General features: G+C 50.4%; 27 protein-coding genes, 1 riboswitch and 1 other annotated feature (1 of these 29 only partly in view). Of the genes, 24 read left to right on the top strand and 3 right to left on the bottom strand.

The window, feature by feature from the left end; all coding sequences use genetic code 11:
• The first annotated feature begins 1 nt into the window (after position 1).
• The 24 genes from sigF to I8U18_RS04230 all read left to right on the top strand — a co-directional run bounded on the left by sigF (position 2) and on the right by I8U18_RS04230 (position 21576).
• The gene (sigF, locus tag I8U18_RS04345; RefSeq protein ID WP_033101499.1) at positions 2–769 is read left to right on the top strand and encodes an RNA polymerase sporulation sigma factor SigF; all 768 of its coding nucleotides are present in this window, start codon (positions 2–4) and stop codon (positions 767–769) included.
• A gap of 146 nt (positions 770–915) precedes the next feature.
• Positions 916–1539 (top strand): stage V sporulation protein AA, encoded by a 624-nt coding sequence (locus I8U18_RS04340; protein ID WP_033101473.1) that lies wholly within the window; start codon positions 916–918, stop codon positions 1537–1539.
• Positions 1523–1945 (top strand): stage V sporulation protein AB, encoded by a 423-nt coding sequence (locus I8U18_RS04335; protein WP_198054954.1) that lies wholly within the window; start codon positions 1523–1525, stop codon positions 1943–1945. The genes I8U18_RS04340 and I8U18_RS04335 overlap by 17 nt, the downstream gene beginning before the upstream one ends.
• 21 nt (positions 1946–1966) lie before the next feature.
• Entirely contained in the window at positions 1967–2320 is a 354-nt protein-coding gene (gene spoVAE, locus I8U18_RS04330) for a stage V sporulation protein AE (protein ID WP_033101471.1), read from the top strand.
• Between the two features lie 4 nt (positions 2321–2324).
• Positions 2325–2912, top strand: coding sequence for a stage V sporulation protein SpoVABEA (spoVAEA, locus tag I8U18_RS04325; protein WP_081943913.1), 588 nt, complete (start codon positions 2325–2327; stop codon positions 2910–2912).
• 130 nt (positions 2913–3042) lie between these two features.
• Positions 3043–4392 (top strand): diaminopimelate decarboxylase, encoded by a 1350-nt coding sequence (gene lysA, locus I8U18_RS04320; protein ID WP_033101470.1) that lies wholly within the window; start codon positions 3043–3045, stop codon positions 4390–4392.
• A 191-nt stretch (positions 4393–4583) separates the two neighbouring features.
• Positions 4584–5543, top strand: coding sequence for a COX15/CtaA family protein (locus I8U18_RS04315; protein WP_198059031.1), 960 nt, complete (start codon positions 4584–4586; stop codon positions 5541–5543).
• A gap of 134 nt (positions 5544–5677) precedes the next feature.
• Positions 5678–5818: riboswitch (FMN riboswitch) on the top strand.
• A gap of 164 nt (positions 5819–5982) precedes the next feature.
• On the top strand, positions 5983–7095 hold the full coding sequence (gene ribD / locus I8U18_RS04310; RefSeq protein ID WP_198054951.1) for a bifunctional diaminohydroxyphosphoribosylaminopyrimidine deaminase/5-amino-6-(5-phosphoribosylamino)uracil reductase RibD: 1113 nt from the start codon (positions 5983–5985) through the stop codon (positions 7093–7095).
• A gap of 1 nt (position 7096) precedes the next feature.
• A complete protein-coding gene (gene ribE / locus I8U18_RS04305) occupies positions 7097–7747 on the top strand; it encodes a riboflavin synthase (RefSeq protein WP_033101468.1) in 651 nt (216 codons plus the stop codon).
• 13 nt (positions 7748–7760) lie between these two features.
• Positions 7761–8957: a bifunctional 3,4-dihydroxy-2-butanone-4-phosphate synthase/GTP cyclohydrolase II gene (locus I8U18_RS04300; RefSeq protein ID WP_033101467.1), complete on the top strand. Its 1197-nt coding sequence runs from the start codon at positions 7761–7763 to the stop codon at positions 8955–8957.
• A 17-nt stretch (positions 8958–8974) separates the two neighbouring features.
• Complete coding sequence (gene ribH, locus I8U18_RS04295) at positions 8975–9445, top strand: 6,7-dimethyl-8-ribityllumazine synthase (protein WP_033101466.1); 471 nt, start codon at positions 8975–8977, stop codon at positions 9443–9445.
• Between the two features lie 18 nt (positions 9446–9463).
• Positions 9464–10216: a segregation and condensation protein A gene (locus tag I8U18_RS04290; RefSeq protein WP_033101465.1), complete on the top strand. Its 753-nt coding sequence runs from the start codon at positions 9464–9466 to the stop codon at positions 10214–10216.
• A gap of 13 nt (positions 10217–10229) precedes the next feature.
• The gene (gene scpB / locus I8U18_RS04285) at positions 10230–10850 is read left to right on the top strand and encodes an SMC-Scp complex subunit ScpB (RefSeq protein ID WP_081943917.1); all 621 of its coding nucleotides are present in this window, start codon (positions 10230–10232) and stop codon (positions 10848–10850) included.
• A 320-nt stretch (positions 10851–11170) separates the two neighbouring features.
• The gene (locus I8U18_RS04280; protein ID WP_033101463.1) at positions 11171–11620 is read left to right on the top strand and encodes a PTS sugar transporter subunit IIA; all 450 of its coding nucleotides are present in this window, start codon (positions 11171–11173) and stop codon (positions 11618–11620) included.
• 54 nt (positions 11621–11674) lie between these two features.
• Positions 11675–12361: a DUF2953 domain-containing protein gene (locus I8U18_RS04275; RefSeq protein WP_232331169.1), complete on the top strand. Its 687-nt coding sequence runs from the start codon at positions 11675–11677 to the stop codon at positions 12359–12361.
• The gene (gene ytfJ, locus I8U18_RS04270) at positions 12334–12801 is read left to right on the top strand and encodes a GerW family sporulation protein (protein ID WP_033101462.1); all 468 of its coding nucleotides are present in this window, start codon (positions 12334–12336) and stop codon (positions 12799–12801) included. The genes I8U18_RS04275 and ytfJ overlap by 28 nt, the downstream gene beginning before the upstream one ends.
• 110 nt (positions 12802–12911) lie before the next feature.
• On the top strand, positions 12912–14057 hold the full coding sequence (locus tag I8U18_RS04265; RefSeq protein ID WP_198054949.1) for a D-alanyl-D-alanine carboxypeptidase family protein: 1146 nt from the start codon (positions 12912–12914) through the stop codon (positions 14055–14057).
• 3 nt (positions 14058–14060) lie between these two features.
• Entirely contained in the window at positions 14061–14663 is a 603-nt protein-coding gene (locus I8U18_RS04260; protein ID WP_033101461.1) for a nucleoside recognition domain-containing protein, read from the top strand.
• Between the two features lie 55 nt (positions 14664–14718).
• Positions 14719–15258: a spore maturation protein gene (locus I8U18_RS04255; protein WP_033101460.1), complete on the top strand. Its 540-nt coding sequence runs from the start codon at positions 14719–14721 to the stop codon at positions 15256–15258.
• Positions 15259–15388: 130 nt separating this feature from the next.
• The gene (locus I8U18_RS04250) at positions 15389–16105 is read left to right on the top strand and encodes a pseudouridine synthase (protein ID WP_198054948.1); all 717 of its coding nucleotides are present in this window, start codon (positions 15389–15391) and stop codon (positions 16103–16105) included.
• A 126-nt stretch (positions 16106–16231) separates the two neighbouring features.
• A complete protein-coding gene (locus tag I8U18_RS04245; protein ID WP_081943911.1) occupies positions 16232–17809 on the top strand; it encodes a cytochrome c biogenesis protein ResB in 1578 nt (525 codons plus the stop codon).
• A 13-nt stretch (positions 17810–17822) separates the two neighbouring features.
• Complete coding sequence (gene ccsB, locus I8U18_RS04240) at positions 17823–19025, top strand: c-type cytochrome biogenesis protein CcsB (RefSeq protein WP_033101458.1); 1203 nt, start codon at positions 17823–17825, stop codon at positions 19023–19025.
• A gap of 32 nt (positions 19026–19057) precedes the next feature.
• Complete coding sequence (locus I8U18_RS04235) at positions 19058–19774, top strand: response regulator transcription factor (protein ID WP_033101457.1); 717 nt, start codon at positions 19058–19060, stop codon at positions 19772–19774.
• Entirely contained in the window at positions 19771–21576 is a 1806-nt protein-coding gene (locus I8U18_RS04230; RefSeq protein WP_370589370.1) for an ATP-binding protein, read from the top strand. Before I8U18_RS04235 ends, I8U18_RS04230 begins: the two co-directional genes overlap by 4 nt.
• Positions 21577–21590: 14 nt before the next feature.
• On the opposite strand, the gene I8U18_RS04225 is transcribed toward I8U18_RS04230, so the two are convergent.
• The 3 genes from I8U18_RS04225 to I8U18_RS04215 all read right to left on the bottom strand — a co-directional run bounded on the left by I8U18_RS04225 (position 21591) and on the right by I8U18_RS04215 (position 25193).
• The gene (locus I8U18_RS04225; protein WP_033101455.1) at positions 21591–22289 is read right to left on the bottom strand and encodes an SDR family oxidoreductase; all 699 of its coding nucleotides are present in this window, start codon (positions 22287–22289) and stop codon (positions 21591–21593) included.
• A gap of 176 nt (positions 22290–22465) precedes the next feature.
• Positions 22466–24046, bottom strand: coding sequence for a phosphoglycerate dehydrogenase (serA, locus tag I8U18_RS04220; protein WP_198064508.1), 1581 nt, complete (start codon positions 24044–24046; stop codon positions 22466–22468).
• Positions 24039–25193 (bottom strand): pyridoxal-phosphate-dependent aminotransferase family protein, encoded by a 1155-nt coding sequence (locus I8U18_RS04215; RefSeq protein ID WP_198064507.1) that lies wholly within the window; start codon positions 25191–25193, stop codon positions 24039–24041. Before I8U18_RS04215 ends, serA begins: the two co-directional genes overlap by 8 nt.
• Positions 25194–25259: 66 nt before the next feature.
• Positions 25260–25345: a binding site (T-box leader), on the bottom strand (it continues 142 nt past the right edge of the window).

The raw sequence follows: 25345 nt of genomic DNA, 5'->3' as shown, positions 1-25345 counted from the left end.
CATGGAAGCAGACATTCGCAACCATAAGTTGAGCCATCTCTCTGACGATGAAGTGAAACAACTGATCCTCGACAGTCAAAAAGGGGACATGGAGTCGAGAAACCGTCTGATCAGCCACAACATCCGTCTGGTGTGGTCCGTTGTCCAGCGTTTTCTGAATCGCGGCTACGAGGCCGAGGATCTCTTCCAAATCGGCTGTATCGGTTTGCTGAAAGCCGTCGATAAATTTGACCTGAGCTATGATGTGAAATTTTCCACGTATGCCGTCCCGATGATTATCGGTGAGATTCAGCGTTTTTTACGCGATGACGGGATGGTGAAAGTGAGCCGTTCGCTCAAGGAGATGGCCAATAAAGTGCGCAAGGCGAAAGATGAGCTTTCCAAGAAGCTGAACCGGCTTCCGACCATCCAGGAAATTGCCGCGGAAATCGGGGTGGAGCCGGAAGAGATCGTCTTCGCGCAGGAAGCGAATCGCGCTCCAGCCTCTATTCATGAAACGGTTTATGAAAATGACGGCGACCCGATTACGCTGATGGATCAGATTGCCGATGAACCGGTTACGTCATGGTTTGACAAGCTGGCCATTAAAGAGGCCATTCACCGTTTGTCCGAAAGGGAACAGCTCATTGTCTACCTGCGCTTTTTCAAGGACCAAACCCAATCGGAGGTGGCCGAGAGGCTTGGAATCTCCCAGGTTCAGGTTTCCCGTCTGGAGAAGAAGATCATCGCCCGGATGCGGGAAGAACTTGATCTGAGCAGAGAAACATGAGAACGTGTGGAAAATGCACGGGAAGGTCAGGGAAACGCATATTTTCACAGAAGTCAATGAAAGCGCCGAGAACGGTGCTTTTTTATATTCTTGTCAAAAAGAAGCATACTATTAAAGGATCATCCTTGGTGGAAAGGAGGTTTCCCGTGAAGCCGACTGTATATGTGAGATTGAGGAAAAAGATCGAAGTTGATCCGGAGCAAGTCATCCGGTTAAAGGATATCTGTCAATTGGTGGCGGATGAACCATACCGGTATCTGGGAAACCTGCCTGTTCATACGGCTTCATTGAAGAATGGAAATTACGCTTTGGTTGATGCTGTTCACATCATGCGTTTGATCAAAGAGAGGCAACCGGAGCTGGATGTGTGGCACATAGGGCCGACACAAACCCTGATCGAGATCAAAACCCCGGATCCGATGCCGAAACGGTTGCCGGTGGCAATTGTGATGCTCATTCTGTTTATCGGTTCCGGACTGGCGATCATGAACTTCCATGCCGATGTGAGCATGAAAGAGGTGCACGCCCGGATCTATTATATGTTGACAGGAATTCATGACAAACATCCGTTGCTTTTGCAAATTCCCTATTCGATCGGCATCGGGGCAGGCATGATTCTGTTTTTTAACCGCTTGTTCAAACGCCGTTTCAATGAAGAACCCAGTCCGATGGAACTGGAAGTGTTTTTGTATCAGGAAGCAATGGAACAATACATTATCCATGATGAAAAACAAAAAATGGGGCGAACGACCCATGCAAATCCTGATTGATTTGATTCTGATGGTGATTGGCCTGTCCGGCGGAATTGCCGTCGGCGGAGGTTTCGTCGCCTTTATCACCGTGTTGGATATTGTTCCGCGGCTCGTTCAAATGACGCGGACGTTCCGTAAGATTATGCTGTACGAGTATGCGATTGTGTTCGGCGTCGTTTTTTTTACCTGGGTGGATTTTCGCGACTATTCTTTTTCCTTGCCACGCGTAATTGCAGGTGTGGTGGGGGTGTTTATGGGGATCTTCATCGGTATGCTGGCTGCCGCCTTGACCGAGGTGGTCAATGTGATTCCCATTATGGCCAAACGGCTGAAGATGCAGGTGCACCTCGTTTACCTGATTATGGCCATGACGATGGGGAAAGTGGCTGGTTCTTTGTTTGAATGGCTGTTTTTTGAGTTTTAAATGAAAGGATGTGAATTGCTAATGGGTTCATTTTGGGCGGCTTTTCTCGTCGGCGGATTGATCTGTGTCGTCGGGCAGCTGTTGATTGACGGAACAAATATGACGCCGGCTCATGCTCTGAGTTTGCTTGTGGTGGCAGGAGCGGTATTGGATGGCTTGGGTTTATATGAGCCTTTGATTCAATTTGCCGGGGCCGGGGCCACTGTCCCGATCACAAGTTTTGGCAACGCGCTGGTGCACGGGGCATTGATGGAAGCAAAAAAGCACGGACTTATCGGGGTATTGTCAGGCATTTTTGAGATCACCAGCGCCGGGATCTCCGCAGCGATTATCTTTGGTTTTTTAACGGCTGTGATCTTTAAACCCAAAGGTTGATATTATGGAAAGAAGGCAAGTAATCCTGGTGACGGACGGAGATCAGGCAGCCAAGACAAGCCTGGAGGTGGCGGCACGGCGGGTCGGAGGCCGCTGCATTTCATTGTCGGCGGGAAATCCGAGCCATTTGAGCGGCCCGGAACTGGTGGAATTGATTAAACAGGCTGCGAATGATCCTGTATTGGTCATGTTTGATGATTGCGGTTTGGCAAGAGAAGGGGTGGGCGAACAGGCGCTGAAATATGTGGCGACACATCCGGACATTGAAGTGCTGGGGGCGATCGCCGTAGCTTCAAACTGCAAAAACAGCAAAGGAACCCCTGTCCATGTCACGGTGAACCGCTGGGGACAACTCACAGCGAACAGCGTGGATAAATTCGGCCGGCCCCAATACCGCCACCCTCTCAGGATTTTCGGCGATACGGTTGAAGTGTTGAATGAAGTTGCCGTTCCCTTTGTTGTGGGAATCGGGGATATAGGGAAGATGGGACGCAAGGACGGCGTGGAACTGGGGGCTCCGGTTACCACCAAGGCGGTGCAACTGATTCTGGATCACTATCGGCGCGCTCCGAAGACCCCGTCCCGTCCATAAGCGAAGGAACCGGTCTGTATCGGCATTCTTACCGGCTCTTTAATTAATTAAAGCGGCAAAAAGTTTCTGTTTATTTCTGCTTCAATTTGTCGTATAGTAGTGGATAAACATAAATTAAGGAGTCGGTAGCATGTACCTGCACGGAACAAGCAGAATCAATGAAGCTGGGCATTTGGAAATCGGCGGCTGCGATGCGGTGGAACTGGCCAAACGGTTTGGCACGCCGCTTTACGTGATGGACGAGGCCTGGATTCGCAGCCGGATGCGTAATTTCGTCAAAGCGGCAAAAGAGACGATGATTCCCTTTCGGGTCGCATATGCGAGCAAAGCTTTCAACACACTTGCCATGTGCCGGCTGGTCGATGAAGAGGGATTGCTGCTCGACGTCGTCTCGGGAGGAGAATTGTTTACCGCACTGCGGGCCGGAATGCCGGCAGAGAGAATCTATTTCCATGGAAACAATAAATCCCCGGCAGAGATCGAACTGGCGCTGGACGCCGGGATTCGACTCTTTGTGGCAGACAATTTCACTGAATTGGAGATGCTGGAGGCCATTGCCGCGCACAAGGGCAAAGTGGCCCGCGTCATTCTCCGGGTGAGCCCGGGAGTGGAGGCGCATACACATGCGTATATCCAAACGGGTCAGGCCGATTCCAAGTTCGGATTCGATCTGGAAAGCGGCCAGGCCCTCCAAGGTGTTCGGATGGCGGAAGAGGCTGGACATCTCTGTCTGGAAGGGTTTCATTGCCATATCGGTTCACAAATCTTTGAGACGGAAGCATTTGAACTGGCAGCCGAAAAGATGGCCGGGTTGTGCAAGGACAGCTACGGACAGTTTGGCTTTGAAACGAAAGTGCTCAATATGGGCGGCGGGTTTGGCATCCGCTATGATGAGAATGACCATCCCCAACCGGTCGAACGGTATGTAAACATAATTGCGGACGCGATGAAAAAGCAATTTGCCGGTCTCCCCTTCCTGCCGGAGATCTGGATTGAACCGGGCAGGGCGATTGTAGGAACGGCGGGAACGACGCTGTATACGCTGGGCACGGTGAAAGAAGTTCCCGGGGTGCGCAAATACGTGGCTGTCGACGGGGGGATGACGGACAACCCTCGTCCGGCTTTATATCAGGCGAAGTATGAGGCGTTTTTGGCCAACCGGGCGCTAGAAGAGGCGGAAGAAGTGGTCTCGATTGCCGGAAAATGCTGTGAAAGCGGAGATATGTTGATTTGGGATCTGCCTCTTCCTGCGGTGAGACAAGGCGATTTGCTGGCGGTTCCCTGTACGGGTGCCTATAACTACTCCATGTCGAGCAACTATAACCGTTTCCCACGGCCGGCTGTCGTGTTTGTGCAAAACGGGCAGGCGGAATTGGTTGTGAAGAGGGAAACGTATGAAGATCTGATCTCCCATGATGTGATTCCGAAGCGTCTTTTAAAAAACGCTCCGGCAGCGGAGCTTGAAATGATCAGGAGTTGAAGGGAAGTTCGATGATGCTGCGGCAATGGAACGCGAAGCAGCTTTTTCCGTGGTATCCCTCCCAGGGCATTGAGGCATCATCCTCCCCATTTGTGAGAAGTTTGTGCCTGTTTCCTGAAAATTAAACGACCAGGTTCAGACTGTGGTAAGATGGTAGAGGCGAATCGCCTCTTGATTAGGGGGGAGTTATCTTGAACGAACAACGTTTGCTGCGCATTTTGGCGGTTTTCACGTCAATTGGTGCATATTTGATGGTATTGATGGGAGCGATCGTGAGCGCGACTGAATCGGGCCGGGGGTGCGGCGGTTCCTGGCCTTTTTGCCATGGACAACTCATCCCGCAGTCGATGCCGGTCGATACTGTGATTGAATATAGTCACCGGATTATTTCGGGAATTGATGGGTTTTTTATCCTGCTGCTGACGGTGTGGATCTGGTTCCGGTTTAAAAAGGATCAGCGGGCGAAAATCTTAAGCGGGATGAGCCTGTTTTTTGTCGTTTTGCAAGGTGCCTTGGGAGCGTTGACAGTTGTGTTTGAGGAAACCTTTTCCAAAAACTTCGCGCTGGCGCTCCATTTCGGTTTTTCTCTCATTACTTTTGCCAGTGTGGTTCTGTTGACCGTCCACTTCTTCCAGAACAGGCAGGGAACAGTCGGGAAGAAAGTCTCCCCGGTTTCACAGCGGATGAAAACGGCCGTTTGGGCACTTTCCGCTTATACGTATGTCATTGTTTATACCGGGGCATTGGTTCGGCATACCGATGCGACCATGGCTTGTGGGTATTCATTCCCGTTTTGCGGTGGCCTTTATCTTCCCAATCTCAGTTCACTTGCGGGGATTCAGATGTTGCACCGATTTGGGGCGTTTTCCCTCTGGATTCTCGTTCTCCTGTTCATGATCTTGGTCCTGCGGAGTTATCGGGCGCGAACAGACCTGGTGCGTGCAAGCATCATGGCGCTGATTTTGATTACCTTGCAGGCGGTGAGTGGTGTCATCATCATTTTGACAGGAGGGAAGCTGGTGCCGGAAATGGTTCACAGCACGATTATTTCGGTCTTTTTCTGCGTTCTCTCCTATCTCTGCATGCAAGTTGGCACCCCTTGGGGAAAAAAGCGGCCGGTATTGATTCCTGAAGAGGGGATCACCCATTAAAGATGGAATGGAATAATAGACGGGAAGGATGATTCCTTCCCGTTTTTTAATGGCAACATGAACACGCGCTCGACATTTTTTTCTTGTTGGGCTATACTCATTCATAGAAGGTGAACAATTGAATGATTGTATCTTGCATCCTTCGGGGCAGGGTGAAATTCCCGACCGGCGGTGATGATGGCGATTCGTTGCGATCTCAGCCCGTGACCCGCTTTTGCGGTGGATTCGGTGAAACTCCGAAGCCGACAGTATAGTCTGGATGGGAGAAGGATGAATGGGACTGGTGTACCCTTTGATCGCTGTTTTTTAAAAGCGGAGGTTAAAGGTTTATTTCTGCATGCCTTGATATTGAACGGTACACCGCCTGCTTCTTCCGATTTCTGCCTCGAATTTCAAGCGAATTCGAGGTTTTTTATTTTCTCAAGGTAAGGAGAGACCCATGGAAACACATGAGCATTGGATGAAGTTGGCCGTCAATCTGGCAAGATCGGCGGAAGGGCAGACCTCTCCAAATCCAATGGTGGGAGCTGTGGCGGTAAAAAATGGCCGGATGGTTGGTGTCGGGACCCATTTGCGGGCTGGGACGCCACATGCCGAGGTGCACGCCCTGAACATGGCAGGGGAGGAAGCGAAAGGGGCTACTTTGTATGTTACGCTGGAGCCCTGCAACCATTTCGGGAGAACCCCGCCATGTACGGAAAAAATAATTGAGTACGGGATCAGCAAGGTTGTGATCGGATCGCTTGATCCTGATCCCAGGGTTTCAGGCCAAGGAATCGCCCGGTTGCGCGAAGCCGGGATCGAGGTGGTTTCAGGCGTTCTCGAACAGGAGTGCCTGCGCATGAATGAAGCTTATTTTCACCATCGGCGCACGGGCAAACCTTTTGTTGCCTTGAAAATGGCAACCACCCTGGATGGAAAGATTGCCACCGAAAACGGGGACAGCCGATGGGTCACGGGAGAAAAAGCACGAGCCCGTGTTCACGATTTGCGCCGCAGGTATGATGCCATTCTTGTCGGGAGCGGAACCGTGCTGGCGGATAATCCCCGGTTGACTGTAAGGCTGGGTGGCGAAGCGGCCAATCATCCTTTGCGTGTCATTGTGGACAGCACGCTTCGCACTCCGCCCGATGCGCTGGTGACGGATGTGGCCGAGGCACCGACCTGGATTTTTACCACCGAGCGCAAAGATCCCAAGGCTGAAAAGCGTCTGAGCGAGAAGGGGGTGCGTGTGATCACGGCAGGTCGCGGTCCGCGTGTGGATTTGGATGCCATGCTGGCCTTTCTCGGTGAACAGGGAATCTTGTCCTTGCTTGTGGAGGGCGGGGGTGAAATCAATGCCTCCTTTCTTTCCGGGGGACATGTGCAGAAAGTGATTACTTTTCTGGCTCCCAAGTTGCTCGGGGGAAAAGACAGCCGTTCCGCCATCGCCGGATCCAATCCGCAGCGGATGGCCGATGCCGTCCGGTTGCGCGACCTCGATATTGAACGGATCGGCGAGGATTTTCTCATCATGGGATATGTAGACCAAGAGACAGGAAGGGATGGGTGACATGTTTACTGGAATCGTTGAAGAAGTGGGCCGGGTGCGAAACATAAAGAAAACGCCCCTCACGATGACGATCGCCATCACTTGTCAAAAAGTGTTGGAAGGGACGAAACTGGGAGACAGTATTGCCGTAAACGGCGTTTGTCTGACGGTTACGGAGTTGGGGGCGGATTATTTTACCGCCGATGTGATGCCGGAGACCGTGAAACGGACCAATCTGCATGAATTAACCCTTTCATCTCCCGTTAATCTGGAGCGGGCGGTTGCCGCCGGACAGCGCATGGGAGGCCATTTTGTGCAGGGGCATGTCGACGGAGTCGGGACGATTGTCGCCCGGACACCGTATGAAAATGCGGTTCTGTTTCGCATTCAAGTCGATCCGCATCTGACGGAATATATGGTTGAAAAGGGATCGGTTGCCATGAACGGCATCAGTTTGACCATCGTTGAAACGGGAGATGATTTCTTTACCGTTTCCGTGATTCCCCACACGATTCAGGAGACGATGCTGAGTGAGGCCCACCCTGGAACCAAGGTGAATGTGGAAGTGGATATGATCGGCAAGTACATTGTTAACCATCTGAACAAACGATCCGGTTCCCCGTCAACTTCTTTGAGTGTGGAGAAATTACAAGAGACAGGGTTTATCGGTTAAGGGGGGAGAGTACATGTCATTTCATACGATTGAAGAAGCGCTTGCGGATTTGAAACAAGGAAAAATCATTATTGTTGTCGATGACGAGGACCGGGAAAATGAAGGGGACCTGGTGGCACTCGCGGAAAAAGCAACGCCCGAAGTGATTAACTTCATGATCACTCATGGGCGGGGACTGGTTTGTGTTCCACTTGAAGAGAAAAGAGCGAAAGAACTGGACTTGCCGATGATGGTAAGCCACAATACCGACCGGCACGGTACGGCCTTTACGGTTTCGGTGGACGCCATGAATACCTCTACGGGTATTTCCGCATTTGAACGGGCCGATACCATTGGACAACTCATCGATGAGAAAAAAGGGCCGAATGATTTCCGCCGTCCTGGTCATATCTTTCCGTTGATTGCCAGAGAAGGCGGCGTGCTGAGAAGAGCGGGGCATACGGAAGCCGCTGTCGATTTGGCCCGGCTTTGCGGAGCTTATCCGGCCGGAGTCATCTGTGAAGTGATCAAGGAGGACGGCACGATGGCCCGCGTCCCCGATTTAATCGAGCTGGCGCGCACGTTTGACCTGAAGTTGATCACGATTCAGGATCTGATTCAGTACAGACGTCAGAAAGAAACATTGATCCATCGCGAAGTGTCGGTTCGCATGCCGACGGAATTCGGCGAATTCACGATGGTGGGCTATTCCAATGATGTGGATTACAAAGAGCACGTCGCCCTGGTCAAAGGCGAGATCGATCCGGACCGGCCGGTTTTGGTCCGCGTTCACTCGGAGTGTCTGACGGGCGATGTCTTCGGATCAATGCGCTGCGACTGCGGTCCCCAGTTGCACGCGGCTCTGCAGAAGATCGAAGAAGAGGGATCGGGCATTCTTTTATATATGCGGCAGGAAGGGCGCGGCATCGGCCTGTTAAACAAACTGCGAGCGTATAAATTGCAGGAAGAAGGTCTGGATACTGTTGAAGCCAATTTGCGCCTCGGATTTCGCGATGACCTCAGGGAATATGGAATCGGGGCTCAAATCCTGCGTGATCTTGGGGTTCGCAAAATACGACTGATGACCAATAATCCGCGCAAGATTACAGGACTTAAAGGGTATGGACTCGAAGTGGTAGAGGTTGTCCCGATTGAACTGCCGCCAAACAAAGTGAACCGCAAATATATGGAAACCAAAAAAACAAAGCTGGGGCATCTGTTGCACCTGTAAAGTGGGAGGATACTGTTATGGCAAACATTTTTGAAGGAAATCTGGTTGCAGAAGGAAAACGATTTGCGATTGTGGTGAGCCGATTCAACGAATTTATTACCGGGAAACTGCTGGAAGGCGCATTGGATGCCTTAAAACGCCATGGAGCAGAAGAGCGGAACATCGATGTCGCCTGGGTTCCAGGGGCTTTTGAAATTCCGTTGGCAGCCGATCGAATGGCCGCATCGAAGAAATATGACGCCGTCATCACTTTGGGCTGCGTCATTCGCGGGGCGACCAGCCATTACGATTATGTTTGCAACGAAGTTTCCAAAGGGGTGGCAGCGGCAAGCCTGCGTCACCATTTGCCTGTCATTTTTGGGGTTGTAACCACGGAAAACATCGAACAGGCAATTGAGCGCGCAGGAACAAAAGCGGGCAACAAAGGCTGGGAAGCGGCAGTAAGCGCAATCGAAATGGCAAATTTGCTGCATCAGTTAAACCGATAAGAAAGACGGGATTGAGCGGTGGATGTAAAAATCAAACTCGATATGTTTGAAGGGCCGCTTGACCTTCTGCTGCACTTGATTGAAAAAGCGGAAGTCGATATTTATCAGATTCCGATCGCACGAATCACGGATCAGTATGTGCAGGTGATTACGGCTGCCCAGGAGCGGGAGCTGGAAGTAGCGAGCGAATTTTTGGTGATGGCCGCCACACTTTTGGCCATCAAGAGCAAAATGCTTTTACCCAAACAGGAGCTGATCGAAGAAGATTTTTCGATGACGGAAGAAGAGGATTGGTTTGACGATCCCCGGACAGAGCTTGTGGAAAGACTGCTGGAATATAAGCGCTACAAGCGTTTGGGGGAAGTGCTCAGGCAGAAGGAAGCGGAGCGGAGCAAAGTATTTTCACGACCTCCGCTCGATCTCACCCCCTATACGCCTGAAGTGAACCCGGTCGAAGGACTGACTCCCGATGATCTGTTGCAAGCGTTTGTCGAGGCGCTGAAAAACAGGCAGCCACAGGAGCCGATGGCCAAAGTCGCGCGGGAGGAGATTTCCGTCAGCGAGCGAATGGAGGAGATTCATCAGGAATTGCTGCAAAAAGGGCAACTGTTTTTCACCCACCTTCTGCATTGGGGAACGGTCAGCAAAGAACGGGTGATAACGACGTTTCTGGCTTTGCTTGAGCTGATGAAATTGAAGAAAATCGTTTGCAGGCAACAAACCTTGTTCGGTGAAATATTGATAGAACCACTGGAGATCGGGGTGAGCTAGGATGAAGCCGGAAATGAAACCAGTGATCGAAGGCTTGCTCTTTGCGGCAGGAGACGAGGGACTGAGCCTGAAAGAACTGTCCGAAGCAACGGGATTGTCTAAACATGAGGCGGAACTTCTGATTCATGAACTGCGTGTTGACCTGAAAGAAGCGGGACGGGGCATCCAGATTGTCAAAGTGGCTCAAGTCTACCAGATGACTACGCTTCCCGAACACGCTCCGTACTTTGAGAAATTGGCTCAAGCGCCCAGCCGCAGCGGTTTATCCCGGGCTGCTCTGGAAACATTGGCGATTGTGGCCTACCGTCAGCCGCTGACGAGAATGGAGATTGAGGAAATTCGCGGCGTCAAGAGCGAACGTGTCATCCAGGTGTTGCAGCGCAAAGGGCTGATCAAAGATGTCGGCAGGGCGGAAGGGGCGGGACGTCCCATCCTGTATGGCACTACAAAAGAATTCCTGGAATACTTCGGGCTTAATCGCCTCGATGAATTGCCGCCGGCCGATTCCATTTTCGATTGGCAGGAATGGGAACAAGACCGCCGCGATTTGTTTGCGCGTCTGGGAATGGAAGTCGACCAAGAGACCGCCGGGCCGGATGAATGGGATGAAGAGCCGACTTCGGTCGAAATTTAAAAAAGTTGTTTTAGCGGGCCATCATCGGCCCCTTTTTTCTGTAAAATGCATAGCTGGCAGGGCATCTTCTTCCTCTTTGAGTTCCTGATAACCAGTCAGGGAACCCCGCTTCCTTTCCGGGGTTTGCTCGGTTTTCGGTTTCGTGCAACCGTTTTCTTTTTTAATTGAAAATGGGGAAGGATTGAAGGCAAAAAAAGAGAATCAGGTCAAACAGAGCCTTTGGTTGTTGCCCGTTTTTTGGTGCAAACGATGGGCGCAGATATGAAATTTTTGTTCATCCGGGTTTTCCGGGGGTTCTTTTTTAAGGAGGAGAACGTCGCTTGTTACATCATTTGATCACCCGAGAGACGATTGTATTGAAAGATTTTGTGAGCAATTGGAAGGAAGCCATAAAATCGGCAGCGGAACCGCTTCTGAAGCTAGGTTTGATCCGCGAAGAATATGTGTCGGCGATGATTGAAATCATAGAAAAACTGGGGCCTTATGTTGTACTTACTCCTCATGTGGCAATTGCCCATGCGAGACCGGAAGCGGGTGTGAACCGACTGTCGATGAGTTTGTTGCGTCTGAAAGAGAGCGTTTTCTTTGGCATGGGGAAAGAGGTTCATCTGGTTATCGTGCTGGCTGCTGAAGATAACCAACTCCATCTCAAAGCTTTGGCGGAGCTTGCCAGCCTGCTCCGTGAAGAGGAAAACGTGGATAAAATCATTCATGCGGAGAATCCGGATGAGATTTTGACGATCATTCGCCGCTATTCCGCAGAAGATTAAAATTTCTTGTATAGATCCCGGTCATCTTGCCAAAAATACGGAATATGGTAGGTGATGGGGTTGGTTCTGTTTCTCATCATGGCAGGAATTCTGGTTCTTCTTGTTGTTCTTATCTGGTTTACCAGCGTACGAATCGAAATTTTATATAAGCGCGAAAACAAAAATGACAGAGGTGAAATAAAGATTTCTGCCTTGGGGGGATTGGTGCGTTTCCGCGTGAATCTTCCGGAAGTGAAATGGACAGGCATGGATGAAGGGATGCAGGTGGAAGGAACGGTCAAAGGGCAGACGACCGCGGCCAAAATGGCGAAGGAAAAAGGAAAAGTGAAGCTGAACAGGCGGACGTTTCAACGGTTGCGTTTTTACTATCACGAATTTGTCGAGCGTTTTGACCAGTTTCATAAAACGATCCGCTGGTTTTTAAGCAAAGTCACCTTTGAAAAGCTGACATGGGTGACGAAAATCGGCACGGGTGATGCAGCGGAATCGGGCATTTTAACGGGGGTCGCATGGGGAATCAAAACCACGTTGATCGGTTTTTTCAGCCAGTATACCCGTTGGAGGGAAGCCCCGCAGTTAACGATTCACCCCGAATTTAATCGTGAGGTCTTGGAAACCTATTTTCACAGTATAATCCGATTCCGGGTTGGGCATGCTATCCTTGGTGCCAAACGTTTATTACTCCATATGCGGACAGGGAGGGAACGGACAACATGGCAGAACATCCAATTCAAAGCTTAATGCAGACAGCGATGGAAAACATCCGGGAAATGGTTGATGTGAATACGATTATCGGCGATCCGGTGGAGACGCAGGACGGCCATGTGATCATTCCCGTTTCAAAAGTGGGCTTTGGTTTTGCCGCCGGAGGCAGCGAGTTTAAAGGAGTCGAAGAAGACCGGGATGGCCGGGGGCACGGAGGCGGACAGGGAAAAGGCCAAAATGAGGATGACGCCGGCGTCAAATTCCCCTTTGGAGGCGGCAGCGGTGGAGGCGTTTCCATTACTCCGGTCGCTTTTATCGTCGTTGGTGAAAAAGGAGTCCGCCTGCTCAACATGGACGGTACCACCCATTTATATGACCGGATTATCGATTTGGCTCCATCCGTGTTTGAACAGATTAAAAATCTCGGGCGCAAGAAGAACCAGGGGCAAGAAAACGGGTATTCCCCGATGCAATAGGATTGGAAGAACGACACAGTCTTTTCAGGCAGTGTCGTTTTTTATTTGTATATTCTTGTCCCCCTTTTCATATATATGGGTACAAACCCAGACTGAAAGCGGGGTGAGTCATGTTGCTGAAACGGGTCGGATGCGGAATACTCCTCTTTATGTTGCTTTTAAACGGATCACCCGGGATCAAGCAAGCATGGGCTGAACAGGATTTAGCCCCCGGTGCCCAGGCAGCGATATTGTACGATGCCACTTCAGGGAGGATTCTTTATCAAAAAAATGCGGATAAAGAGATGCTGATCGCCAGTCTGACCAAAATCATGACAGCGATTATTGCCATCGAGAACGGGAAAATGAATGAACTCGTGACCGTCGGCCCCGATGCGGCGGGAGTGGAAGGCTCATCCATCTATCTGAAACAGGGGGAAAAAATCCCATTAAGCACCCTGCTTTACGGTCTCATGCTGCGATCGGGCAATGATGCCGCTGTAGCAATCGCCGAACATATTGGCGGTTCTCTTGAAGGGTTTGTTTATATGATGAATGAGAAAGCTGCTTATTTGGGGATGGTACACACTCATTTCGTCAATCCGCACGGTTTGGATATGCCGGGACATTACTCATCCGCCCGGGACTTGGCAATTTTAACCGCTTATGCTTTGAAAAACCCCATTTTTCAGGAGATTGTGAAGACAGAGGTCAAAACGGTTCCCTGGCCGGGTGAAAAATGGCATCGCAAGTTTTATAACAAAAACAAAATGCTCCGCTTTTACAAATGGGCTGATGGAGTGAAAACCGGTTATACCAAGAAAGCGCGCAGGACACTCGTTTCATCGGCAACGAAGGACGGACATCAGTTGATCACCGTCACCCTGAATGACGGGGATGATTGGAAAGATTCAATGAACATGCTGGAATACGGCTTTAACCATTACGATTTGCTGCCTGTGCTTGTCAAGGGACAGGATTTGCTCCGGAAGGAATATATGACAGAAGATGATCAGAAATTTCGCGTCGTCTCGGAAATTACATACCGATATCCGCTTACCGTGGATGAACGGAAAAAGATTACCGTGGAACCTGTGATCACGTATCCGCTCCATCTGGTGGAGCAAAATCGGATGCAGGTGGGAACTGCCCGTATATTCCTCGATGATCAGCTGATTGGTTCGGCTCCGTTAGTTGTTCAGTATATGAACGAGCCGTCAGTCTGGAATCGCTGGAAGGAAATGATGGGATATGTGTTTTTTCAGAGGTGGATTTGACCGATGATCAATTATATCTGGTTTTTCATGATTTTGAGCGGGGCGGTTGCGGCTGCGGTTCAAGGAAAACTCAATCTGGTTACGACTGCCGCATTAAAGGGGGCGGAAGAAGCGGTGGCCGTTTGTATCGGTTTGATCAGTATCCTTGTCTTCTGGATGGGCATGATGCGAATCGCCCAGGATGCCGGGCTGCTGGAGAAGTTGGCCAAGCTGTTAAAGCCGGTGGCATCGTTTTTGTTTCCCGGCGTTCCTCATAACCATCCGGCAATGGGGTACATCTTGTCCAACATGAGCGCCAATTTGTTCGGCCTTGGGAACGCGGCGACGCCGATGGGATTGAAAGCGATGGAGGAGCTGCAAAAGTTGAACCCTGATTCCAAGACTGCAACGCCGGCCATGTGCACGCTGCTCGCTCTGAATACATCGGGACTTACCTTAATTCCGACTACGGTGATCGGCATCCGGCTTAAATACGGGTCGGCTAATCCGACAGAGATCATCGGGCCCACGTTATTGGCCACCATCATTGCCACCACCATTGCCATTCTGCTGGATCGATATTATCGTAGCCGCACTTTTGATCAATACGGAAATTTAAAGAAATAAACGTTCATATCTTTTCGGCACATTCAACCAATGAGGGTTTGAGGGGGGGACAAACATGCTTCTGGATCTTATCAATTTTATTTCCAAAATGATGTTGCCGGCAATTCTGGTCTTTGTCCCCCTGTATGCCATTTTTCGCAAAGTTCCCATTTATGAAAGTTTCATCGAGGGGGCGAAGGAAGGATTTCCAACAGCCATTTCCATTATCCCGCATCTGGTGGGGATGATGGTGGCTGTGGCTGTTTTTCGCGATACGGGGGCGTTGCAATTTTATTTGCAATTCCTCACTCCTCTATTGGATTTCTTTCACATTCCGCATGAAGTGGTGCCGATTGGCATTTTGCGCCCCATTTCCGGAACCGGTTCGCTTGCCTTTGTCGAAAGTATTTTGCGAATCTACGGGCCTGATTCCTTTCTCGGAAAACTGGCTTCGACGATTCAGGGCAGTACGGATACCACCCTCTATGTGCTGACAGTGTATTTTGGAGCGGTTGGCATTAAGCGTACGCTGTATGCGTTAAAAGTGGGACTGTGGGCTGACCTGGCCGGGTTCTTGGCTTCCTGGATCATCTGCACCATCGTTTTCGCCCATTGACCGATTCGTTTTCCCGCTTTTCTTCGGTGGCCATGCCGCCGTTTTTTTTTGCCTTTGCAACAGAGAATGATGTGAAAAACTTGTGAAAACATGGATAAACGGTTAAGATGTCATAGAGGTGACTGGATGCATGGAACGATTGCAAAAAGTGATGGCCCATGCCGGCGTGGCATCAAGGCGTCGCTGTGAAGAACTGATCACAGCGGGGCGGGTGAAAGTGAACGGCCGGATTGTGAAAGAACTCGGGATGAAAGTCGACCCGGAAACTGATCAAATCGAAGTGGACGGCCGGCCGCTCAGAAGGGAACAAAAAAGGACATTTCTTTTTTACAAACCGCTGCGGGTGATTACAAGTATGTATGATCCGCAGGGCAGGAAAACGATTGCCGATTTTTTCCGGGACATCAAGGAGCGGGTTTATCCCGTGGGCCGATTGGACTACGATACAGAAGGATTGCTTTTGGTCACAAATGACGGAACTCTCGCCAATCACTTGCTTCATCCCCGGTATGAAGTGGAAAAGGTGTATATTGCCACCGTTCAGGGGAAGCCGAGTCACTCCAAACTCGAGCTTTTGCGCCATGGGGTGGAATTGGAAGATGGGTTGACGGCACCTGCCAAGGTTCGTTTGCTGGAATCGGATGAGAAAAGTTCCAGGCTGGAGCTGGTGATCCATGAAGGCCGAAATCGCCAGGTGCGCCGGATGTGCGCGGCCATCGGACACCCGGTGGAAAAACTGATTCGCACGCGCATTGGATTTTTGGGGATCAACGGCCTTAAAAGGGGAGAATACCGGGAATTAAAGCCGTCAGAGATTCAGCGTTTGAAGAAAATGTTACAAATATGAGACGATATTTCAAACAATCTTCAAATTGACGGCCTGAGAGAATAAGAGGCAGCGTTATAATGAAGAATGGGGGGATAGAACCACAACCGTTATTGCGCTCACGGGTTCCGGGAGGAGAAATAAAAGATGATCGAGAACAGCAAATGTGAATGTGGACACAATAACCCCGTTGGTACCATTCTCTGTGAGTACTGCGGGAAACCGCTGGATGAGGAGTTAAAAGAGAAACAGACCATTGCCAAAGAGATGCGCTATGAAGGCAAAGCGCGCCGTTCTCAGACGCTCCCTGCTTCGCCTTTCGATATGGTCTGGAATTTTTTCTCCTCCGTAAAAGTAGCGGTGATTCTTATTTTGATCACGTTGGTGACGGCAGGAATCGGTTCCATCTATCCGCAGGAAAATCTGATTCCGGAGACAGACAGGTTGGGATATTATGAACAGCATTACGGATTTACCGGCAAGCTGTTTTATGTAACGGGTTTTTCCCATGTGTATGAAACATGGTGGTTTTTCCTTCTTGTGGCAATGATCGGAATATCCCTTGTCGTCTGCAGCCTGGACCGGGTTGTTCCTCTTTTTAAAGCGCTTAACAACCAACAAACGGTAAAAAGTACCGAATTTATTTCCAAACAGCGCATCAGGGACCAAAAAAACGTTCCGGCTGAAGAAAAAGAGGAGAAATTGCAACAAATCAGTGCTGCTCTGGAGAAAAAATTTTATCGCGTCCATCGGGATGGCGATTCCCTGCTGGCGGAAAAAGGCAGAATCAGCCGTTGGGGTCCCTACATCAATCATATTGGGTTAATCCTTTTTTTATTGGGGATTTTGCTGAGATACATACCGGGATGGTACCTCGATGAAACCATGTGGGTGCGTGAGGGCGAGATTAAACGAGTCCCCGAAACTCCCTACTATGTAAAGAATGAGCGTTTTTCCATTCAGTTTTACAATGGTACCCAGTCAGAGAATGAGGGGCCGATTGTAAAAAAATATGAAACGGATGCCGTCCTTTATAAGAAGAATGAAAAAAACGGGAAATTGATTCCCGTTAAAAAATCGCCGATTCTGGTAAACCATCCGTTGAAGTACGACGATCTGATGCTGTATCAGGCTGATTTCCAGATGGGGCTTCTCGACTCGATCAAGCTGAAGGTGACGGAGAAAAAAACAGGGAAACAGATGGGCACGTTTACGGTCGATTTATACAATCTCGATCCCAACCATGTCTACCATGTCGGCAATCTGGATGTAAGGGCGCTGGAATATTATCCTGACTTCGCCATGAAGGATAACCGGCCGATCACGAAATCCCAGGATCCAAACCGCCCTGCCTTTATTTTTGAAGTGAAGGAGAAAGGGCAACAAGAGGGAGAGAAATCATGGGTGATCGCCGGGGAAAATCTGGACAGCCTTACCAAACAAAACAAATATGCGATAGACCTGGCAGGACTTAATATGGTTAACCAAAGCGGCCTGTTGGTCCGTGTGGACAAGTGCCTTCCATTCCTGTTTGTTGGCGGATTTTTTACCATGATCGGGTTGGTGATGGGATTTTACTGGCAACACCGCCGCGTCTGGATTCGCTGGAAGGACGGAATCCTGTATGTTGGCGCCCATACCAACAAAAACTGGTACAGCCTGTTTCGGGAACTGAAGCAAATCGAGTCACTTTCGGAGTTTAGCTTGCAGCCTGTGAAGAAATAGGGGGAAGCGGCACATGGAAAAGCTGATGGAATATCTCCTGCTTTGCACATTTTTTCTTTATCTTCTTTCATCTGTTACGTTTGTCATGGGAATAGCTAAGGATAAAGATCAACAAAATGAAAAAAAGTTGCGCCGCTTTAGCAATCTGGCCGTCGGGATGGCGATCGTCGGCGTGATTTTTCAAACGCTGTTCATCATTACCCGTATCATTATCGGCGGGCATTTTCCCACCAGCAACATGTTTGAATTTACGGCCTTTTTATGTTACACCATAGTTATCGCCTTTGTCATTTTGTATTTTATCTACCGTTCTGCAGTGCTGGGAGCATTTGTCATGCCGCTGGCGGTGATTTTGCTCGCATATGCTTCCGTTTATCCGCGCGATGTACAGCCTCTCATTCCCGCGCTCCAAAGTTATTGGCTCTATATCCACGTTACTACAGCTGCCTTGGGGCAAGGGGCATTTGGTGTCGGTTTTGTGGCCGGACTGATTTACTTGATTAATAAAGTAGGTTTTAATAGAAAAGGGGCCAATGCGCTTTGGCTCGAAATCACATTAACCGTTGTGCTCATGTTTGTCTCGTTTAGTGTGACCAGCTTTGCTTTCGCTGCTGTTCATTATGATGCCAAACTGAGTCACATTGTCGACGGACAGCCGACGGTGGAAGAATATACGTTACCGCCTTTGGTCGGTCCGCACGACGGGAAAGTGATGAACATGGATTCTTTCCTGGGCCTGAAAAAACCTTTGTTTGAAGCGCCGGTCTGGATGAAAGGAAACAAGGCAGCGAGTAAGTTTAATTCCGTGATTTGGTCTGTGCTCAGCGGTTTGATTTTGTACGCGCTCATTCGCCTGTTTGCGCGTAAAAGCTTGCGGGAAATCCTGCATCCGCTTGTAAAAAACCTGAATCTCGATTTGGTCGACGAAATCAGTTATCGTTCAATTGCGATCGGGTTTCCCATCTTTACATTGGGAGCGCTCATTTTCGCCATGATCTGGGCACAGGAGGCCTGGGGCCATTTTTGGAGTTGGGATCCGAAAGAAGTATGGGCTCTGATTACATGGCTGTTCTACAGCGCCTACCTGCACTTGCGGCTCTCCAGAGGATGGCACGGGCTGAAATCCGCCTGGCTTGCAGTAGGCGGTTTTGTGATTATCATGATCAACCTGATCGCAATTAATTTGGTCATCTCGGGATTACATTCTTATGCGTAAATTTTTGGTGACAGCAGAGGTGAACAAGGAATATGGAAAAGCAATATCACATTCTGGTGGTGGATGATGAAGATCGCATCCGCCGCCTGCTAAGAATGTATCTGGAGAGGGAAGGATACCACATCGAAGAGGCGGAAAATGGGGAAAAGGCGCTGGAACTGGCTTTTGAGAACAACTATGATCTCATTCTGCTCGATTTGATGCTTCCGGGGATGGATGGATTGGAGGTTTGTGCGGAAATTCGGAAGAAGAAAGCCACCCCGATCATCATGTTGACGGCGAGAGGGGAGGAGACCAACCGGGTCGAAGGGTTTGAGGCAGGGACCGATGATTATGTGGTGAAACCGTTCAGCCCGCGCGAATTGGTGCACCGGGTCAAGGCGGTGTTGCGCCGGACGTCGGCTACGGCGTTTTTGACGACGGATACGGAAACCCATAATGTGATTGTTTTCCCTGAACTCACGATTGACCACGATGCCCATGAAGTAAAAGCAGGCGGCCGGAAAATCCAATTGACGCCCAAAGAATATGAGCTGCTGTACTATCTGGCCAAATCGCCGGATAAAGTATTCACCAGGGAACAACTTCTTCGTGATGTGTGGCATTATGAGTTTTTCGGCGATTTGCGCACAGTTGATACCCATGTGAAACGTCTGCGCGAAAAACTCAACCGGGCTTCCGCCAAGGCTGCGAAAATGATCACAACAGTCTGGGGAGTCGGGTATAAGTTAGAGGTGCCAAAAGAGTGATTTTACGAAGTGTTGTGGGAAAGCTTTGGCTGACCATCATCGTGTTGGTATCCATGGTATTGGTGCTTCTCAGTTTGTTTTTGAGCGAGCAGGTGGAAAATACGTATGGGAAGGATCAGTTAAAGAGCCTGGAAAACCTGGCGACGGAAATTCAGTCCAATCTGACAAAAACGGTTCCTGACCATACCCAGTATTTGAATAACGTTTTAAAAGTGTCCGAACTGTTCCATACATATATCGTATTGCTGGACCCGAGCGGAGCGGTGAGTCCGGTTGGCGTTTCGCCAAAGGTGCCGGATGTTCCATGGCAAGAGGTTTTGAAAAAAGAGGACATTCAAAAAGTGCTTCACGGCGAGCGTGTTTTCAAAAGGGGAAAAATCACGCTAGAGAAAGATCCGACGGACTTCAGTCTGTTTAAAAATGATATCCTGCTGGTCGCTGTTCCCTATATCAAGGATGGCAAAACGACGGGTGCGATTGTCCTGTATCAAACGCAGGAGCAATTGAGCGAAACGGATATCAAACGCTGGATTTTTTACTCGGCTCTGATCGGCATCGCCCTGACCACTGTTTTTGCATTCTTCTTGTCCACGCGCATTTCCCAGCCGCTGATCCAGATTAAAAAAGCGGCGGAAAAAATGGCTCGCGGGGAATTCTCCATCAGGGTGCCGGTGCGGTATCACGAACGGGATGAAGTGGCGGAACTGGCCTTGACATTTAATCGCATGGCATCGCAACTGGAAGATTCGATTCATCAGCTGTCCCAGGAAAAAGAGCAATTGTTCAGTATTCTCCGCAGCATGACGGACGGTGTCTTGACCATTAACCGTTATGGAAAAATTATTTTGAGCAACCCGGTTGCCGGACGTTTTCTGTCCACGTGGAAGGGACAGATTAAAGAGAACACACTTCCTCCTCCCATGCAAGTGTTTTTTGACAAGGTGATCGAAGACAACAAAGAGCATACAGGGGATATAACCGAGCAGGGGAGAACCTGGGTCGTGGTCATGTCCCCTCTCTATGACCGGGATCAGGTGCGCGGAGTGGTCGCAGTGCTGCGCGATGTGACGGAAGAGCGCCGGCTGGAGAAAATGCGCAAGGATTTTGTTGCAAATGTGTCGCACGAACTCCGCACACCGCTGGCGATGTTGCAGGGCTACAGCGAAGCACTGATGGATGACATCGCGGAAACACCGGAAGAGCGCCGCGAGATCGCTCAGGTGATTAACGAGGAGTCCCAGCGGATGGGACGGCTGGTGCGGGAATTGCTTGATTTGGCGCGCATGGAGGCCGGCCATATTCAAATCGTGCCAACCGAACGTTCCCTGTATGATTTTGTGCAGCGGATCATTCGCAAATTCCAGGCACTTGCCAGGGAGAAACAGGTTCATCTCTCCGCGAAGATTGAAGAGAATTTGCCTTGCATCTATTGGGATGGGGATAAAATTGAACAGGTGTTGACGAACCTGATTGACAATGCGATCCGCCATACCCCGCCGGAAGGATCTGTCTGTGTCCATGTCTATGAGCAGGACGGGATGATCCATTTGGATGTGGAGGATACGGGTTCCGGAATTCCCGAGGAAGATTTGCCGTTTGTCTTTGAACGTTTTTACAAAGCGGATAAAGCACGCACCCGCGGACAATCGGGCGGCACTGGATTGGGCTTGTCGATTGTCAAGCATTTGGTCAATGCTCATGGAGGGAATGTTTCCGTTAAAAGCCAATTGGGCGTAGGAACGGTCTTCATGGTGGAATTGCCGGTGCGGGTGAAGGTGGAGGAAGAAGTAAGCCTGGCATAGCGCCAGGCATTTTTTTATTTCTGGTATTCGCGTGGAACAAGGGGTCTCATTCTCACCTGATTGATGATCACCCCTTTTGGAGCGGAAACGATCGTCCAAACCGTTTCAGCCACTTGTTCGGCTTCAAGCGCATAATCTTTGTGGCGGCCGAACTCCGTTTTGATGGATCCGGGACATACTGTGGATACCTTTACCTGGTGCGGCTTTAGTTCCAAGGTGAGTGCATCGGACAGTGCCATCAACCCGAATTTGGAAGCGCAATATCCAGCCCCGCCCGCAAAGCTCTCCGTTCCGGCAATACTGGAAATATTAACGATATGGCCTTCAGTTTCCTTTAAATGGGGGATGGCATATTTACAAGCCAGAAAGGCTCCCTTCAGATTGACGGCCATCATTTGATCCCAATCGTCTTCCGATAGATCTTCCACTTTGCCGAAGCGGCCGATGCCGGCGTTGTTGACCAAAATGTCCAGGCGTCCAAAGCGTTCTCGGGTAAAATCGATCAATGCTTTGACCTCTGTCGCCCGGGTCACGTCACATGGAAAGGAGACGATTTTCTGCGACTCTTCTTGTTGAAGTTGCTCCAGTTTTTCCTTGCTGCGCGCAGCGGCGACAACCAGAGCTCCGCCTCGGGCCAGACGTGTGGCAATCGCCCTGCCCAACCCTTTGCTCGCTCCGGTTACAATTGCGACTTTTCCACTTAAACTGCTCAAATGGATACCCTCCTTTTATCTGTGAAAGTGCTTTGCAGGTTGAGCGTGATGCCCCCTGCTTTCTCGCGTTCCTGCTGGTGCGCTTTCGATTTTTCATACAGGTTGTGCGGGAAAGACGGAAGCTTTCCGCACAGGAAGAAGCAGAGGAACGGGGTTCCCCTGCTTTTACACTTATATTATAGATCAATTTCGATCAGAGACTGAATTTCTTTTAATTCCTGAAGAGATGCAATCAGCGATTGGGGCAGTGGTTTATCAATTCGCAAGACCATGATTGCCTGGCCGCCGATCGCCTGACGTCCCACCTGCATGGTGGCAATGTTGATATCATGGCTGCCGAGGAGTGTGCCGACACGGCCGATTGCCCCGGGCTGATCACGATGCTGGACATAGACCAGGTGACCCTGCGGTGTCACATCAACCGGATAGTCGTCGATCTTGGTGATTCGCGACCCGAAGCCGTTCAGCAGGGTACCCGCAACGCTGCGAATATCCGTTGCCGTCACTACTTCCACTTTGATCAATTGGGTAAAGCCGTGGGTGTTTGCCGTTTTTTGCTCGACGACTTGAATGCCGCGCTGTTTGGCCAGGTGAGGTGCATTGACGTAGTTTACATCGGTTAAGTGGTGTGACAGAACCCCTTTTAAAATGGTACGGGTAAGGGGGGCCACTTCCAATTCGGCCACTTCTCCGGAATATGTAACCGTAATTTTCGTCAATGCCCCGCTGGCCACTTGGGAAATAAATTTGCCGAGTTTTTCGGCCAATTCCTGGTACGGCGCCAGCTTTTGTTGCAGTTCGGCCGGGATGGAAGGAAGATTCACCGCATTTTTAAACGGTTCGCCGCGCAGGATATGCAAAACTTCCTCGCACACGTCTACCGCCACGTTTTCTTGTGCTTCCAGAGTGGATGCTCCCAGGTGGGGAGTCGCAATCACTTGCGGAAGGGAAAAGAGAGGGTGCTCACCCGGTGGTTCGTTTTCAAATACATCCAGCGCCGCTCCGGCCACTTTCCCCGATTGAATGGCGTCGTAAAGCGCTTCTTCGTCGATGATTCCTCCGCGTGCACAGTTAAGGATGCGAACGCCGTCCTTCATCAGAGAGAAGGTTTCTTTATTGATCAAATGCCGGGTTTCCTTGGTCAGAGGGGTGTGCACCGTAATGAAATCCCCCGCTGCAATCGCTTCTTCAAATGTAGCTTTTTTTACCCCGATTTTGGCGGCGCGCTCGTCTGACAGATAAGGATCGAAGGCGACGACATTCATGCGGAACGCTTTGGCCCGTTTGGCCAGTTCTGTGCCGATCCGGCCCAGTCCGATGATGCTTAACGTTTTTTGGTTCAGTTCCACGCCGACAAAATTTTTCCGGTTCCATTCTCCGCTGATCACAGAGCGATAAGCCTGCGGGATATTGCGCGCCAAGGCAATCAGCATGGCAAAGGTGTGTTCGGCTGTGGAGATGGTGTTGCCGTCGGGGGCATTGACGACGATAATCCCCTTTTTGGTGGCAGCCGGAACGTCGATATTATCGACACCGACCCCTGCACGGGCGATCACTTTCAACCTGCTTGCTTTTTCGATCAGCTCTGCCGTCACTTTGGTTTGGCTTCGCACCAATAAGGCATCAGCGGTTTCGATGGCAGAAAACAGTTCTTCACCGGTCAGACCCGGTTTTCTTTTCACTTCCACATCTTCTGCTTCCAGCAGTTGATAAATTCCCTGTTCGCTGAGCGGATCCGTTATCAAAACTTTATACATGAAGCATCACCTCTTGTGCCGCTTTTACACCGCTGCCGAGCTCAACCGGGACGCCTGTTTTGATGAGGGCGATCTCCAGAGCTGACAGCACGGTCAAGATATCCAGTTCATCACAATATCCCATGTGGCCGATGCGAAAGATTTTTCCCTTAAGATGCTGTTGTCCGCCGGCGACGCCGACCCCGAGTGCCCGCAATTCTTTTCGGAGCGTTTCTGCTTCCCACTTCTCACGGCCGCCGTAAACGGATGTGACGGTGGGAGAAGCGTCGGCATCGGAGGTCATCAGTTCAAGACCGAGGGCTTTGATTCCCGCCCGGGTCATGGTTTTCAATCGCTCGTGGCGGGCAAAGACCCGGGGCAATCCCTCTTCTTCCAGCATGGCAAGAGCCTCTGCCAAACCGTAGAGAAGGGAAAGCGCCGGCGTATAGGGAGTAGTTTCTTTTTCCAAATTCTTACGGTAGGCGAGCAGATCCAAATAAAAGCGCGGGGTCGGATTTTGTTCAATCTGTTTCCATGCGCGTTGGCTGACTGCCGCAAAGGCGAGGCCGGGCGGGAGCATCAGTGCTTTTTGCGAACCGGTGACCATGATATCGATGCCCCATTCGTCCATCTTGCAGGGAACGGCGCCGAGGCAGCTGACACCGTCGGCAATCACCAGCGCATCAGAGTGTTCACGAACGGATTGGGCCAACTCCCGGACCGGATTTAAGACGCCGGTAGATGTTTCGCAATAGGTGAAAAAGACAGCTTTGGCCGCAGGATGTTGCCGGAGGAACGAGGCCAACAGATCCGGATCGCAGGCTTTCCCCCAAGGCAGATCCAAGCGGTGCAAGGCAATTCCATACTTTTGCACGATTTTGGCAAACCGGTCTCCGAAAGCGCCGGTCACCACGACAACCGCTTCTTCTCCCGGTGAGACGGTATTCACAACGGCGGCTTCCAAAGCGCCGGTTCCGCTGCTGCTGAGGAGAAGAGGATCAGTCTTGGTGCCGAAAACCAGTTTTAATTTGGCAGAGCATTCCAAATAGAGTGAAGAAGCTTCACCGCTTCGATGACCGATCATCGGTTTTTGCATCGCCTGCATCACACGCGCCGGAACCGGTGTCGGGCCGGGAATGCGCAAATGGAATTTGTCGGAAAAGGACATGATTCTTACCCCCTTCAATGAGATCAAAATAAAAAGAACCTCACGCCCATACCAATCCCAATGGATCGGAGGGACGAGAGGTTCGTGGTGCCACCCTCATTTGTTGCCGGTTCACACCGACAACCTTGGCAAGTCCAGGATCAGGACTCATG

Source organism: Thermoactinomyces sp. CICC 10522 (genome assembly GCF_016055075.1).
GTDB lineage: Bacteria > Bacillota > Bacilli > Thermoactinomycetales > Thermoactinomycetaceae > Thermoactinomyces_A > Thermoactinomyces_A daqus.
The sequence above is the reverse complement of the archived record's forward strand: the minus strand, read 5'-3'. Positions and strand labels throughout refer to the sequence as shown.

Excerpts from the sequence above, each read along its gene's own strand:
- serA (WP_198064508.1), bottom strand. The coding sequence starts at position 24,046 with ATGTATAAAGTTTTGATAACGGATCCGCTCAGCGAACAGGGAATTTAT.
- ribD (WP_198054951.1), top strand. The coding sequence starts at position 5,983 with ATGGAAACACATGAGCATTGGATGAAGTTGGCCGTCAATCTGGCAAGA.
- ccsB (WP_033101458.1), top strand. The coding sequence starts at position 17,823 with ATGGAAAAGCTGATGGAATATCTCCTGCTTTGCACATTTTTTCTTTAT.
- ytfJ (WP_033101462.1), top strand. The coding sequence starts at position 12,334 with ATGGCAGAACATCCAATTCAAAGCTTAATGCAGACAGCGATGGAAAAC.
- ribH (WP_033101466.1), top strand. The coding sequence starts at position 8,975 with ATGGCAAACATTTTTGAAGGAAATCTGGTTGCAGAAGGAAAACGATTT.
- lysA (WP_033101470.1), top strand. The coding sequence starts at position 3,043 with ATGTACCTGCACGGAACAAGCAGAATCAATGAAGCTGGGCATTTGGAA.
- I8U18_RS04265 (WP_198054949.1), top strand. The coding sequence starts at position 12,912 with ATGTTGCTGAAACGGGTCGGATGCGGAATACTCCTCTTTATGTTGCTT.
- I8U18_RS04215 (WP_198064507.1), bottom strand. The coding sequence starts at position 25,193 with ATGTCCTTTTCCGACAAATTCCATTTGCGCATTCCCGGCCCGACACCG.
- spoVAEA (WP_081943913.1), top strand. The coding sequence starts at position 2,325 with ATGGAAAGAAGGCAAGTAATCCTGGTGACGGACGGAGATCAGGCAGCC.
- I8U18_RS04275 (WP_232331169.1), top strand. The coding sequence starts at position 11,675 with ATGGGGTTGGTTCTGTTTCTCATCATGGCAGGAATTCTGGTTCTTCTT.
- I8U18_RS04235 (WP_033101457.1), top strand. The coding sequence starts at position 19,058 with ATGGAAAAGCAATATCACATTCTGGTGGTGGATGATGAAGATCGCATC.
- I8U18_RS04250 (WP_198054948.1), top strand. The coding sequence starts at position 15,389 with ATGGAACGATTGCAAAAAGTGATGGCCCATGCCGGCGTGGCATCAAGG.
- I8U18_RS04335 (WP_198054954.1), top strand. The coding sequence starts at position 1,523 with ATGCAAATCCTGATTGATTTGATTCTGATGGTGATTGGCCTGTCCGGC.
- ribE (WP_033101468.1), top strand. The coding sequence starts at position 7,097 with ATGTTTACTGGAATCGTTGAAGAAGTGGGCCGGGTGCGAAACATAAAG.
- I8U18_RS04255 (WP_033101460.1), top strand. The coding sequence starts at position 14,719 with ATGCTTCTGGATCTTATCAATTTTATTTCCAAAATGATGTTGCCGGCA.
- scpB (WP_081943917.1), top strand. The coding sequence starts at position 10,230 with ATGAAACCAGTGATCGAAGGCTTGCTCTTTGCGGCAGGAGACGAGGGA.
- spoVAE (WP_033101471.1), top strand. The coding sequence starts at position 1,967 with ATGGGTTCATTTTGGGCGGCTTTTCTCGTCGGCGGATTGATCTGTGTC.
- sigF (WP_033101499.1), top strand. The coding sequence starts at position 2 with ATGGAAGCAGACATTCGCAACCATAAGTTGAGCCATCTCTCTGACGAT.
- I8U18_RS04260 (WP_033101461.1), top strand. The coding sequence starts at position 14,061 with ATGATCAATTATATCTGGTTTTTCATGATTTTGAGCGGGGCGGTTGCG.
- I8U18_RS04300 (WP_033101467.1), top strand. The coding sequence starts at position 7,761 with ATGTCATTTCATACGATTGAAGAAGCGCTTGCGGATTTGAAACAAGGA.
- I8U18_RS04245 (WP_081943911.1), top strand. The coding sequence starts at position 16,232 with ATGATCGAGAACAGCAAATGTGAATGTGGACACAATAACCCCGTTGGT.